At 51.1% G+C, this 13244-nt stretch carries 11 protein-coding genes; 8 read left to right on the top strand and 3 right to left on the bottom strand.

Features of this window, described 5'->3' with window-relative positions:
- Positions 1-105 precede the first annotated feature (105 nt).
- The 3 genes from AC52W5_RS12895 to AC52W5_RS12885 are packed head-to-tail and all read left to right on the top strand — an operon-like array spanning position 106 to position 3601.
- On the top strand, positions 106-1623 hold the full coding sequence (locus AC52W5_RS12895) for a DUF1302 family protein (protein ID WP_495671275.1): 1518 nt from the start codon (positions 106-108) through the stop codon (positions 1621-1623).
- Between the two features lie 43 nt (positions 1624-1666).
- Positions 1667-2524 (top strand): ThiF family adenylyltransferase, encoded by an 858-nt coding sequence (locus AC52W5_RS12890; RefSeq protein ID WP_495671312.1) that lies wholly within the window; start codon positions 1667-1669, stop codon positions 2522-2524.
- Entirely contained in the window at positions 2525-3601 is a 1077-nt protein-coding gene (locus tag AC52W5_RS12885) for a nitroreductase family protein (protein WP_495671274.1), read from the top strand. It begins immediately after the preceding gene.
- A 112-nt stretch (positions 3602-3713) separates the two neighbouring features.
- Here AC52W5_RS12885 and AC52W5_RS12880 read toward each other — a convergent pair whose 3' ends face one another.
- Positions 3714-4925 carry an ABC transporter permease gene (locus tag AC52W5_RS12880; protein ID WP_495671273.1) on the bottom strand — a complete coding sequence of 404 codons (1212 nt, stop codon included), beginning with the start codon at positions 4923-4925 and terminating at the stop codon, positions 3714-3716.
- A 25-nt stretch (positions 4926-4950) separates the two neighbouring features.
- Positions 4951-6174 carry an ABC transporter permease gene (locus tag AC52W5_RS12875; RefSeq protein WP_495671272.1) on the bottom strand — a complete coding sequence of 408 codons (1224 nt, stop codon included), beginning with the start codon at positions 6172-6174 and terminating at the stop codon, positions 4951-4953.
- A gap of 260 nt (positions 6175-6434) precedes the next feature.
- Here AC52W5_RS12875 and AC52W5_RS12870 point away from each other — a divergent pair, with 260 nt between their 5' ends.
- The 4 genes from AC52W5_RS12870 to AC52W5_RS12855 all read left to right on the top strand — a co-directional run bounded on the left by AC52W5_RS12870 (position 6435) and on the right by AC52W5_RS12855 (position 11717).
- Positions 6435-7652 carry a glycosyltransferase gene (locus tag AC52W5_RS12870; RefSeq protein ID WP_495671271.1) on the top strand — a complete coding sequence of 406 codons (1218 nt, stop codon included), beginning with the start codon at positions 6435-6437 and terminating at the stop codon, positions 7650-7652.
- A 31-nt stretch (positions 7653-7683) separates the two neighbouring features.
- Positions 7684-9306: a GMC oxidoreductase gene (locus tag AC52W5_RS12865; protein ID WP_495671270.1), complete on the top strand. Its 1623-nt coding sequence runs from the start codon at positions 7684-7686 to the stop codon at positions 9304-9306.
- A gap of 165 nt (positions 9307-9471) precedes the next feature.
- Entirely contained in the window at positions 9472-10482 is a 1011-nt protein-coding gene (locus AC52W5_RS12860) for a PEP-CTERM sorting domain-containing protein (protein ID WP_495671269.1), read from the top strand.
- A 446-nt stretch (positions 10483-10928) separates the two neighbouring features.
- The gene (locus AC52W5_RS12855) at positions 10929-11717 is read left to right on the top strand and encodes an SDR family NAD(P)-dependent oxidoreductase (protein WP_495671268.1); all 789 of its coding nucleotides are present in this window, start codon (positions 10929-10931) and stop codon (positions 11715-11717) included.
- Here AC52W5_RS12855 and AC52W5_RS12850 read toward each other — a convergent pair.
- Positions 11714-12253, bottom strand: coding sequence for an acyltransferase (locus tag AC52W5_RS12850; protein ID WP_495671267.1), 540 nt, complete (start codon positions 12251-12253; stop codon positions 11714-11716). The two genes, AC52W5_RS12855 and AC52W5_RS12850, sit on opposite strands and share 4 nt — an antisense overlap.
- 742 nt (positions 12254-12995) lie before the next feature.
- On the opposite strand from AC52W5_RS12850, the gene AC52W5_RS12845 reads away from it, so the two are divergent.
- Positions 12996-13166: a hypothetical protein gene (locus tag AC52W5_RS12845; protein ID WP_495671266.1), complete on the top strand. Its 171-nt coding sequence runs from the start codon at positions 12996-12998 to the stop codon at positions 13164-13166.
- Positions 13167-13244: the final 78 nt, after the last annotated feature.

Here is a 13244-nt window from a genome sequence, read left to right as displayed (position 1 = left end):
GCAGGCTTGGTTGCATGCCCGCCACATGGTTTTGCAGAAACCCTTTCTCCGGTACGCGCAATGTCGCCATTATCCTCTTCCGTCCAAGATAAAGATAATGGAGATGTGAAATTATCTCTTTCCTTGTCTTTATCGATGTCCTCGCTGTCACCTCGCCAGAATGTGGGACCGGGGGGCGAGAGCAGTTATGTCGAGCAACTTGACGAAAATATGCAGGAGTCAACTCCTGCCGAAGCTCTCCGCATTTCTCTGTCGCCATCCCTGTCTTCTCTTTCAAGGGGGTCGTTGATCAAGGAGGAGGAAATGGACTTGGCTGCACTGGACGGCGATAATAGCAAAGATGAGTTCACGTCGCGCGAATCGCTGTTTGGAGAAGTTGCACCGCCAAAAGATAAAAAGTCCACGGCACCCCTATGGAGGCAATTGGTGACGGGATGGAAAGGGTTCTCCCAATTGGAAATTGCGGATACTTATACCAGCCCGGAGCATTTGTCCAAGGCAAAACTTCGAACCGAGTTGTCTCGCACCGGGCAATTCAACGAACACATAAAATGGAAAATCAGCGGCCGGTTCGATTATGACGCCGCCTATGATATATCATCCAATTTTTATCCAGAGGCGGTTCGCCAGAATCAGCGCGCCCAATTTTTTGTTCGGGAAAATTATGTAGATGTTTCCGCTGGTAACTTCGATTTCCGCCTTGGGCGCCAACACGTGATATGGGGTGAGATGGTGGGTCTGTTCTTCGCCGACGTTGTATCGGCGAAGGATCTGCGCGAATTTGTCCTGCCATCATTCGATATAATACGCATTCCCCAGTGGGCGGTGCGAGCGGAATACACGAGAAATGATACGCATGCGGAAGTAGTATGGATCCCCGTGCCCACACTGGACGAGATCGGAAGACCCGGCGCAGATTTTTATCCTGGCCCATTACGCGGAATAGCATCCTACCTCCCCGAAGACCGTTCCAGGCGCAATGTTGCCAACTCGAATTATGGAATTCGATTATCGCAGCTTATAAACGGCTGGGATATTTCGGCTTTTTATTACAACAGTCTCGACGCTTCATCCACCTTCTATCGAGTCAGCAGTCCGGCTGAGCCGATCGTATTCCAGCCGCGCCATGACCGGATCGATCAGGCCGGGGCAACGCTTGCAAAGGATTTTGGTTCTGTCGTTCTAAAAGGGGAACTGATCTATACGGAGGGGCGCAAGTTCAACACCGTTCGGCCTACCGCGATAGATGGGCTGGTGAAGCAGAATACGCTGGATTACGTGGTGGGTCTGGATTTCACCCTGCCGGCCGAAACCCGCTTGAATCTGCAGTTCTTTCAACGTGTTTTTTTCGCGCATGATCCGGACATCGTTTCCAAACAACTGGAAAGTGGAGCCAGCATATTACTCAACGGCAAACTCTGGAATAAGGTTGAGGCACAAGCCTTGCTGATCCACAGCCTGAATCGCAGCGACTGGATGTTCCGCCCCAGGTTATCCTGGAACTTCGAGAGGAACTGGCGTTGGGCAATCGGTGCGGATGTTTTCGGAGGACAGCCTACCGGCTTGTTCGGTCGATTCGACCGGAGTGACCGCGTCTATACCGAATTGCGCTATTCATTCTGATGATCAGGCAAACGTTCTCTTATTGAATTCTCCGATCCTGCCGATGCTATCCTTTGATTACAATGAAGCTTTTTCCAGAAACATTGGCTGGCTGACGCGACAGGAGCAGGCCCAACTGCGTCATAAGAGGGTAGCTATTGCCGGCCTCGGTGGAGTGGGCGGTGTTCATCTATTGACGCTTTGCCGGCTGGGGATAGGCAAATTTCATTTGGCAGATTTTGATACTTTCGATCTGGCGAACTGCAATCGCCAGGCGGGCGCAACTGTGAGTAATCTGGGGCGGGAGAAGCTTGAGGTTATGACTCGCCAAGCCATGGATATCAATCCTGAGCTTGAAATTAAAGGGTTTGCCGACGGCATTACCGCTGACAATCTTGACGACTTTCTGGAAGGGGTTGATATTTATATCGACGGGCTTGATTTTTTCGCTTTTCAGGCACGCCAACAGGTCTTTTCCGCATGCGAGGCAAAGAGCATTCCTGCCGTTACTGCGGCGCCCTTGGGCATGGGTGCAGCAGTGCTCAATTTTTTGCCCGGGAGCATGACTTTCGATGATTATTTTCGCCTGAACGATGGCACCGAAGCGGAAAAACCGATACGGTTCCTCTTGGGGCTTGCTCCCGCTCGGCTGCAAATGGCCTATCTAGCGGATCCTACTACAGTTGACCTGCCAAATCGCAAGGGACCCTCCACCATTATGGCTTGCCAACTCTGCGCCGGAGTGGCAGCGACCGAAGCTCTGAAAATCCTCCTTGGCCGTGGCTCGATCAGGACAGCGCCTAAGGGTTACCATTTCGATGCCTATCGGAACAGACTGGCACTGACTTCCCGGCCAGGCGGCAACCGCCACCCCTTGCAGCGTCTCGCAATTGCCCTCGCCAAACGGAAACTGGGAATATAAGTGCATAGAATTCCGCAACCGGTCGCAGACATCCTGGAGCTTGCCCGTTGGGCACCCAGCGGAGATAACACTCAACCGTGGCGATTCGAGGTACTTGATGAACGCCATTTAGTCGTCCATGCGTTCGATACTCGCGACCATTGTATCTATGACCTGGATGGTCGCCCCAGCCAGATCGCCCTGGGTGCACTGCTGGAAACTCTGGCGATTGCGGCAAGCGCGCATGCCATGCAAGCGGAATTTAGCCGGTGTCCCGGATTACCTGACACTCATCCGGAATACCTCGTCGAGTTGATCCCCGACAATCTATCCTTGCCCGATCCCTTGTTACCGCACATCAAGCACAGGAGTGTACAGCGAAGATCGATGCGGACTACTCCTCTTACGGGACTGCAAAAACAAACACTGCAAAGGGCCATTGGCCCTTCTTATACAGTTCAATGGTTTGAGGGATGGAAGCTGCGCTGGCTCATGGCAACACTCATGTTTGATAATGCCAAGCTCAGGCTGACCCTGCCGGAAGCTTATCTGGTTCATCGAGACATTATCGAGTGGAAAACACGTTTCAGTGAAGAGAGGGTGCCTGATCAGGCACTGGGACTGGATAACATGACGCTCAAATTGATGCGCTGGGTTATGGCAAGCTGGCAGCGTGTCGATTTTTTTAACACTTACCTGATCGGTCATCTGATTCCGCGAATTGAGATGGATTTATTGCCCGGTCTGTTTTGTGCTGCTCACTTTGCCATTCTGGCTCATAAAGCTCCCGAGTCGATAGACGACTACGTTGCTGCGGGCAGGGCGGTTCAACGCTTCTGGCTGACAGCAACAAGTCTTGAACTGCAACTGCAACCCGAGTTGACGCCATTGATTTTCGGTCGTTATGTGCGTGAAGGGAGAACATTCAGCCAGAAACCGCACGCCGTAGATACTGCGGGTAGGTTGTCCGGTCGTTTATCCGGCATGCTAAAGGCTGATTCAGCAGAACGGGCCGTTTTTCTCGGGCGTATCGGCAATGGACCGGTCGCAACCAGCCGATCCCTCAGATTACCCCTCGAACGGCTAAGGGGCGCCTGAACAAGTCCTTACAGGGGAGGATGAACGTTTGTCCCTATCACTCTCATTAGGCAGAATAACCGGAATTCGCATTCTTCTGACTCGCTGTGCTCCTGATTTTCTGAAAAACAATTCAGATATTGTGACGCAGTGCGTCCACCACCATGAGCCGTGAAGCTCTGCGCGCTGGAAGAATAGCGGCGATAATCGCCGCCAATGCCCCGATCAGGACCGCAACCGCAAGTACCGATGGAACCATTCGAATGGTCGCGGTATAGCCGATGCTGGAGCCGGGGGGAGGGGGCATCGGAAGACCAATTTCGGATATTATGGTTGCGAGCGTAATCCCTACAATTATTCCGAACAGACTTCCGAGCAAGCCCAATAGCGTGTTCTCAAGCATTACGAGTCCGAAGATTTGGCGCTGACGCAGACCTAGCGCGAGCATCGTTCCGAACTCACCGGTGCGCTCGTACACGACCATGTTGATGGTACTGGCAACGCTTAAAACCAGCATGACAAGAATGATGAACTGGAGCGCAGCGAACTGGCGCCGGTATAGTGCCTCCGTCTTCTGATAAAAATCAGCCAACTCGTACCAGGTTTTCACTTCGTACCCCAGCGGTACCAGTCGCGCTTTGAGCACCGCAGCCACCCTGTCGGTCGTCCGGGTGTCATCCAGTAATACAACAATGCTATGCACCGACTGGGTAAACATCAGTTCCTGGGCGGCTGACAGCGGAATGCGTACTGCCCGGTCATCGTAATCCTTTGAGAAGGTGCGGAATACGCCTACGACCTCATATTCAAACGTGTTCAAGGCTCCTTCCGCGGTATTCACTATCAATGTCAAGAAACTGCCGGGGCGCAAGCGTAAAGCGGCAGCAACACCTTCTCCTATCAGTGCGCTAAACGCATCTGAGTCCTGTAGTGGGCGACCAGCAACAATAGCTGTCGCGGTTCCTAATTGTTCCTCCTTTGCGGGTTCAATACCCTCGCCAATAATTGGCAAATCGGCACGGCTGTTATTGGCTAATCCGGAAAAGTTCACTCGCGCCATTACAGCCTGTACGTTTGGAATAGATTGCACTGCACTTACGACTGTCCCGGGTTTCTCGATTATGTAACGCGATGGTTCACGTTTGCCGTATTCAATGTAGCCTTTCCGAAAAATTTGTATATGACCGATGCGGGAGTGAATGGTTGACTCGCGTAACTGCACGAACACATCCTCAACAAAGCCGCGGCTGATGATGATGGCGGCTACACCAGTGATGATTGCAGCCAACGTCAGGCCCGTGCGCACTCGGTTTCGAAAAATGTTGCGAAAGGCCAACTTGAACATGTGGTTTAGGTAGCGTTCGGAGTTTTTAAATATTGTGGCGCAGGGCGTCGACGATTTGCAGACGAGAGGCTTTCCACGCTGGATATATCCCTGCCAGAGCAGTGGTGGTGAACGCCACTACAAAAGCATTCCCCAATACACTCAACGTAACCCGAATCTCGCCGGTATAGCCTTCCTCCATACCCGGCGGAGGCGGCATGGGGATGCCAATTGAGGAGATCAATTCAGCAAGGCCATACCCTGCAACTGCTCCCATCGATGCGCCGGCCAGCCCAAGCAGTATTCCCTCAATGGCAAACAGGCGAAGAATCTTGTTGCGCTTCAAACCGACGGCCATCAAAGTGCCAATTTCGCCCGTTCGCTCAAGTACATTCATGACGAGCAGGTTGGAAATGCTGAGCACGATGATGGCGCCAATAATAAGCCGTAGCACGTTCATTTGCTGAGAGAATAATGCCACGGTCTTGTTGTAGAAATCCGCCTGCTGATACCAGGGAGTAAATTCTAGTCTGTTCGCTGACATGGGAAAGCGGGCACGGAATCTCTCGAGATATTCGTCTGTACGCTCGGTTTCATCGAGCAGCACCAGCCAGACGTGAGCGCCGTTCACTCGCAACAACGACTGAGCTAAGCTGATGGGCAGACGTAAGGCCGAATCGTCATAAGCCTGATTAGAGCTGACGAATATCCCGGCGACCTTTGCTTCTATGGCGTTAATGCTGCCACCCGTTGTGGTTATCAGCAACGCAACAGTGGCACCGGGGTGTAAGTTGAGGGTTCGCGCCAGTCCGCGCCCGAGAATCACCTCTTTAGCAGTCACATCTCCAAGATTACGCCCCTCGGTAATGCGTAATGCCTTGCTCAACTCAGCGTCTTTTTGCGGATCGACACCATCTGCCACAAATGCTACAGTTGTCTCATCGTGGCTGATAAGACCCGTTACCGCCAATCGGGGGGCTACCAGTTTGACGCCGGAAGTAGACTCGATTACGTTGCGCTGGGGCAAGTTCTCCGGCAATACATAAGCATAAGGGTTAGCTACGCCCGCACTGAGGTACCCCGGCCGCGTGACCTGAATATGTCCTAGTTGGGACTGGATAGTAGCTTCGCGCATAGCCCAAAAAACCCACTGGATAAATCCATCCGCAAGCAAAAGTGAGATAACACCTGCTGCGACCGTAGACAACGCTATCAGCGTCCGCCGGCGGTTGCGCGCGAGGTTGCGCGAGGCAATTTGCAAATTCGTCATCGCATTCAATGCCAGCAGAATTTTTCAGTCGACTATATCCATGAATCGGCGGAATAGTATCATTATAGGAAGCACCTCGATCTTATCAGTTGTCAGCGTTATAGAAGGGAGGGCATACTCTCGGTACGCCTATGGTTAAGTTTATGCCTTCCGTAGAGTTGAGATGCGATGCATTTTAACGCGCTCTGCTAATTTTATTGCATGAGTCATGATGCGAAATAAATTCGATGTATTGCATTGCTTTCTTTGGACTGGATGTCATGCAAGCCCGAAACAAGCCCGTTATTCTTCTCATTGCTGAAGCGGTTACGCTCTCTCATTTCGCCCGAATAGTAACACTGGCAAAGCAACTTGATCCATCCCGATATGAAGTCATTGTTGCGTCGGATCCTCGCTACATTGAGCTGGAAGCGCCGCTAGAGTTTGCGTTTTACCCCATTCATTCCATCTCTTCTGCCCAGTTTACAGAAGCGCTCACCCGAGGCAGGCCGCTATATACTTTTGAGACGTTAACCCAATACGTTGAGGATGATCTGGCGCTGCTTGACAGCGTCAAACCCGATCTGGTCGTTGGGGACTTCAGATTGTCTCTTGCTGTAAGTGCGCCGTTGAGAAAAATAGCTTACGCGTCTGTTGTCAACGCCTACTGGAGTCCATTTGCGGATATCATCTATCCAATACCCGACCTGCCCATAACCCGAGTTTTGGGTGTTCGTCTGGCGCAAAAACTATTCAATATCATAAGACCTGCGGTCTTCGCCTTGCATGCCACGCCACTAAATCGGGTACGTCATCGTTTTGGATTGCCGTCTTTAGAGGGGGATCTTAGAAGTACCTATACATGGGGCGACTATACACTCTATACAGATATCTCCGATGTGATACCAACTCACAATCTACCGGCCCACCACTACTACCTCGGTCCAGTGCTCTGGTCTACTCATACATCGCTCCCTGAATGGTGGAACCATGTGCCCGAAGAAAAGCCAATTGTATTTCTGACCCTCGGCAGTTCGGGTCAAGCCGATCTTCTGCCCATGGTGCTCAACGCCTTATCGCGACTTCCAGTTACAACCATTGTCGCTACCGCAGGTAAAGTCAAACTTGCTGCCACGCCCGCCAACGCGTTTATTGCTGATTATCTGCCCATGAACATCGCCACTGAGCGCTCGCAACTGGTTATTTGCAACGGGGGCAGTCTCGCGACATACCATGCGCTTGCTATCGGAGTGCCCGTTATCGGCTTGTGTTCAAATATGGATCAATTACTGAATATGGAGGCGCTGAAACGAATAGGAGCGGGTATCACTCTTCGCGCGGCACAAACCAATATTGCAGAACTAATTAAAGCCGTTACGTCAGCGTTATATAATCTTTCTTATCGTCAAGCAGCTAAGAAAGTTGCCAAACTGCTAATGCAGCATGATTCTGGCCGATGTTTTCGGGAAATAGTAATGGGGATTATTTCCCCGAAATAACGACTGCGACGCAGACAAATTTGAGACGAACATGATAGAAGAGATCACTAAACGGCGTTGGGACGTCATCGTGATAGGTACAGGCATGGGTGGCGCCACCATAGGCTATGCCTTGGCCAAAGCGGGTATGAGTGTACTATTTTGCGAAAAAGGCAAATCAACCCGCCCCGACGACAGCTTGGCAGGCTGCTACGCGGAACAGTATCTTGGCAGTTCTGCCTTTCCGGCTCTAAGTGAGCGCGCCATTTTTAAGAATGCGGGCCGTGAATGGACAGAAATAGAAGACCGAACGACATCTAGGGTTAAGACCTACATTCCGTTCATCGGCGCAGGAACTGGAGGTTCAACCGCACTTTACGGCATGGCCCTGGAGCGTTTTTTTCCGGAAGACTTTACGCCGGGAGTTTGTTACCCGCAGGCCGAGGAAAGCTCCCTCCCCAATTTTTGGCCTATTACATACCAAGATCTGCTTCCTTATTATGAAGCGGCAGAAAGGCTTTATCGGGTACGAGGCAGCCCTGATGCGTTGCGAGGCGCAGATTTCTTTCCCCCTTATCTTGATCCCCCATCCCTCTCGGCACATGCCAAGGCCTTATCCGACTATCTTCGCGGGCAAGGTTGCCACCCTTATCGCTTGCCGATGGCGTGTGAATTTCTGGCTGGCTGCAATTGCTGTCAGGGTTATTTATGTTCCAGAGAATGCAAGAACGACAGTCGCCGTATATGCCTGGAACCAGCTCTGAACGAATTCGATGCCAAGCTTCTCAATGAATGCGAGGTTATTCGGCTTGAAGCTACGCACTATAAGGTGACCGAAGTGATCTGCACCCTTTATGGTCATTCGGTGACTCTGCATGGCAACATAGTGATCCTTGCAGCGGGCGCATTATTCACACCGAAAATATTACTCCAATCAGCTTCCGAAGCTTGGCCAAGCGGACTTGCCAACCGCTCTGGACAGGTAGGAAAAAACCTCATGCGGCATTTTGTAGATCTGTATGCTCTAAGGCCTAAGCCGCATTTGACTGGAAATGTAGCCTGGAAGGAACTGGCCTTTAGTGATTATTATTTTGCCGGCGGCCGGAAGTTGGGGTCGGTACAAGGATTTGGTGTACTTCCTCCAGCGGTACAGCTTGTGGAAACCTTGGAACAGGAGTTACGGCAATCCTCATTTCCCTTTGTCGAGCTCTTTTTCAAGGCTGTGAAGCCGCTACTTAGTAGGTATCTTGAGTACCGTCTTAACGGTAGCCTTATCCTTGCTACCGTAACGGAGGACCTGCCTTACACCGATAACCGGCTCGATATACTACCCGGCGGACGCATTCAGCTTTATTACAATATTCGCCCCCAGGAACGGGATCGGATAGAGCAAATGCGTGTACGTATGCGAAAGTTGCTCAAGCCCTTTCGACCTATGCTGATCAAGCAGGCAGAAAAAAACGAACGGCTAGCCCATGTCTGCGGCACCTGCCGTTTTGGTGTAAATTCTGCCGACAGCGTCCTGAATGAGGCTAACCGGGCCCATGATTTGAGCAATCTTTACGTAGTCGACGCATCTTTCTTTCCGAGCAGTGCAGGAATCAACCCTAGTCTGACCGTTGCCGCTAATGCGCTGCGGGTGGCTAAACGGATTACAGCTGCCAAACAAGTATAATTGTCGAATTTTCTTACACTGTTTATTTTGTATTTTTGTATACTTATATAAGCGCTTGAAAGATCATATTAAATTTTCTGCTAGATTGTGGCACGAGGCTTGCTTATAAGTAGTTGAGCCCGAATCGCGGCTTTTCTTGAAAACTGATATTCTCGGAGGTAAATAATGAATTCTAATAAACTTAAAGCTATGGTTGTAGCGGTTTCAATGGCGGTGGCGGGCGTGGGTCATGCGGCCCTGATCAATCCAGACGGTGCAGGGGGTGATCCAACGATTAACGTGGGAAGCTTGGATTGGGCCGCGAGCAGTGCCTTGATTACGCCGACAGGTGGTGCTTCGGTGAATAATCCTGCATTGGGAGACATATTTCAAGTATATACCCACGCCTCGCTCAGTGCATTCCTGAATCCAATGGGCAATCCAATAGGTGGGACGCAGTTGAATAGTAGTTATGGATGGTCATACATCGCAGCCTTCCAGGAAGAGGTGGTTGCCACAACTGGAGGAGGTGGTACCGGTACCGCAGTATTCAATACTGTTGCAGGCGGAGACAATTTCTTCCAGATATTTTTCGATCCAACGCCGAATTACAATCCGGCTAATGGCACCGGCTATACGAATGATCCTACCAATAGTGATGCTATCCTCATCCTGTCTGGCACCTTTAACGCTTTCGATCCCGGGTCCTTGGTCGGGCAGACAAATTTTACCGCCAACGGGGTTCCTGCCATTAATCCTCTCCTTGATAAGTTTGGCCCAGACAACTATTCCGGCCTACAGAGTATTTCCGGCACCGGTGGCGGCAAGCTTGACGTCACTGTCACCTCCTTTGATCCAACGTACTTTACGGATGGGGCACCGACTATAATCCCCTTGACTTTCGACACCCAGCTCAACTTGGCCTTTAGTCAGACCAACCCATCCTCCTGCTTTAACAACGGAGGCGGAGGGTTGATTAATGGGGCTGGTCCGAACAATCTGGGAGGGCTATGTGCCATTAATACCGTGGGGACCATCAATGGGGTCAACGGAACGAATGAAATGTTGATGACCGACTCGACAGCTAGTCTCGCTCAGGTGCCTGAGCCCATGTCCTTGGCTCTGATAGGATTAGGGCTGGGTGCGATGGGACTAGCCCGCCGCCGCAAGGGTTTGACGCAATTGCAGGTAAGTTAGAATGAAGGGGTTTGGGCTCTAGACACTGTTCGACTCCGAGCGGTAAGACAAATGTAAATCCCGAGAGAGCAAACCGGGAGAGTATCGCAGGCTTGGCATTCTGTCTATTTATGACAGGATGCCAACAGGCGATGCTCAATCGACTGGAGTTGATCTTTCGAGCCGATATTTGATGAAGCCAACTTCAGATGCGACAAGGACGATCTGCACAGAATGCACTGCGCAAAGTCTGGAAGGAGATTAAGAGCGGGAGGGAGTGGATTGCTGGATACGGACTGGAAGATTTCTTTTGGGTGTGTAGGCCACAATGCTCTTGGTACTGGTAGCCCGGGGCATAGCATAGCTGATGATCACGTGCTGCGCACGCCAGGTGGTGTGGCTGGGAAGCAGTCTAATGCACTGCCTCCCATGCCGATGATCCTTTTTGTGATGACACAAATTCTGGCATGACTTGGCGCGGGGACTGGGCTTTGGTGACGGGGGCTTCATCAGGTATTGGCAAGGAATTTGCCACGCAGTTGGCCTCCGCAGGGTTCAACCTAGCTGTGGTGGCTAGGCGAGTCGAATTATTGGAGATGTTGGCACAGGAATTAAGGGCAAAGTACCATATCAAGGTTTTTGTTGTCGACTACGACCTTACGCGTCCCAATGCGCCAGCTACTGTTCGTGCGCGCCTAGATGAAGCCGGGATATGTATCCGACTGCTGATCAATAATGCCGCAGCGGGAAAATGGGGGCGGTTCGAGATAGCTGCAATGGAGGAATACGACCGTATCCTGCAATTAAACAATCAGGCTCTAGTGGGACTGTGCCGTGAATTTTTCCCCTACCTCAGTTCATTTCCTCGAAGTGCAGTAGTCAACATCTCATCTCAGGCAGCATTTCAACCTGTTCCCTTCATGGCGGTTTACGCGGCTAGCAAGGCCTTCGTGCACAGCTTCAGTTTGGCGCTTTATGAGGAATGGAAGAAGCACGGAATATACGTACAGACCCTTATTCCCGGACCTACAAGCACAGAGTTCGATGAGAAGGCGGGGGCCTATGCTAGCGCCCTTTCTGAACGACGTTCTGCATCCGAGGCCGTGGAATATGCCCTGCAAAACTTGGCTAGCGACGAACCAATCGTCTCATCCGTAAAGGGGCTTTACAAGCAACGGGCATTCGGTGCTTTGGCCCCTCCCAAAATGGTATTGACGACAGTGGCGAAGATGTTTCGACCGCCGGATGAACGCTAACCATTAGTTTGGGGAGGCAGTTCTTTAAGCTTTCGAGCGGGTGTTCCTCCCCACAGTTCATTGATCGGGATTTTGGTATCCACGGTAGCCACTGACCCTGGTGCAAGCACTGCGTTTTCTCCCAACTCCACGCCTGGCATTACCACGCAATTGATTCCGACTACGGCACCGGGACCAATACGTATGCGTTTAATTACGATATCATTGTGTGTTATGGCATGGGCGGTTATAACCGAATTCTGACCTATGGTGGCACGAGCTCCGATATCGAGTAAAGGATGGTCTCGTAATACGCCCGCTATTGTTGCATTTTGTCCAATGCGCGCGCCAAAGCCTCCGTGGATGAGCGTTTGTGTAAATACAGTATTAAAAGGACCTAATGCCTTTGCAGCGAGATTAACCAGTACCGCATTGAGTTTCCAATAGGTGAATGCGTTAGAGGCCATGTTGTAGCACCCCTCAGGATAAGGCCGGAACTTACGCAGTATGGCAAGCAGCAGCATAGTATAAATGCCATAGGCGAGCATAAAAATCATTAGGGCGAGTAATGCGCCATACGATCCCTCAATGGGAGATGTCCATGCGGTTGCAGTACTGAGACTCACAAGAAACAGTACACAAATACTGCTAAGTAAGTAATCAAGGAACGAAGTCTTCATAATTAGTGAACAATAGCTTATTGCCAGCCAAACAATTCCTAGCCGTCTCCTACGGCATAGGCCTCCTTAAGCAACGACATTAGCATTCAGCAATTTAACTGAATAGATTCAACGATTATCATTTTACAGTCATATTCACTTGCCGCCTTGTATTTTTAAGAGATTGATCTAACAGAGATTCTACAAAAAATATTAGGCTCAGAATTTATAGAATTGTGTAGGGGCCCTGCCTTTATCCTGAGGTATTTCTTTATAATGGCGGTCAGGATATAAATGGTGATCACAAGCCAGATTTGGTCCTCACGGCGTTCTCGGCAGTATTGTAATACCGCTTGAGACGCAGATGCTCCTTGATCTGCTTGGTAGGGGTCGGGGACTGGCGCGTCGATGTAGGTCAAAGTTTATGTTCCCGGCCGCCCTTTCATCCGCGGGTGTCGCGCCCTCTACGATAACATGAAGATTAGGTTCATCGAGCGCAATGCCTATGGGCCAAAGCAGCATCGCTTCCCGCCGGGATTCTTCAACTTTGCCCGGTATTACGAATTTCGGCCGGAGTGGGCTACAGGAAGTAGCAGACGTGAGGCTTCATAGCACTACCAAGCGGGAGCTCGGCGAGTAATTGCACGTCGAGCGGGTTGCTCCGCAGAGTTTACCGCCGATATATCCCGCCTTGAACAAGCCGGCAACAACGGCAAGCGGCCAGGAACTGCGTGAGCGCTACCATGACTGGCTGTCGCCACTGCAGCATCCGTTATCGGTCTATGACGAGTTGATGGGGGTGGGGAGATAAACTTGGCACCTGAACAGATTGCCGAACTGTACGGACAGCTCAAGCTTTCCACCATCGCCGAGGCATTGCTCCATTTGG

It is taken from the genome of Nitrosospira sp. CT, assembly GCF_059489795.1.
The sequence above is the reverse complement of the archived record's forward strand: the minus strand, read 5'-3'. Positions and strand labels throughout refer to the sequence as shown.

What these genes read in the sequence shown, in the direction of transcription:
- AC52W5_RS12890 (WP_495671312.1), top strand. Translation starts at nt 1,667, where the DNA reads ATGCTATCCTTTGATTACAATGAAGCTTTTTCCAGAAACATTGGCTGG.
- AC52W5_RS12880 (WP_495671273.1), bottom strand. Translation starts at nt 4,925, where the DNA reads ATGTTCAAGTTGGCCTTTCGCAACATTTTTCGAAACCGAGTGCGCACG.
- AC52W5_RS12875 (WP_495671272.1), bottom strand. Translation starts at nt 6,174, where the DNA reads ATGACGAATTTGCAAATTGCCTCGCGCAACCTCGCGCGCAACCGCCGG.
- AC52W5_RS12870 (WP_495671271.1), top strand. Translation starts at nt 6,435, where the DNA reads ATGCAAGCCCGAAACAAGCCCGTTATTCTTCTCATTGCTGAAGCGGTT.
- AC52W5_RS12865 (WP_495671270.1), top strand. Translation starts at nt 7,684, where the DNA reads ATGATAGAAGAGATCACTAAACGGCGTTGGGACGTCATCGTGATAGGT.
- AC52W5_RS12860 (WP_495671269.1), top strand. Translation starts at nt 9,472, where the DNA reads ATGAATTCTAATAAACTTAAAGCTATGGTTGTAGCGGTTTCAATGGCG.
- AC52W5_RS12855 (WP_495671268.1), top strand. Translation starts at nt 10,929, where the DNA reads ATGACTTGGCGCGGGGACTGGGCTTTGGTGACGGGGGCTTCATCAGGT.
- AC52W5_RS12850 (WP_495671267.1), bottom strand. Translation starts at nt 12,253, where the DNA reads ATGATTTTTATGCTCGCCTATGGCATTTATACTATGCTGCTGCTTGCC.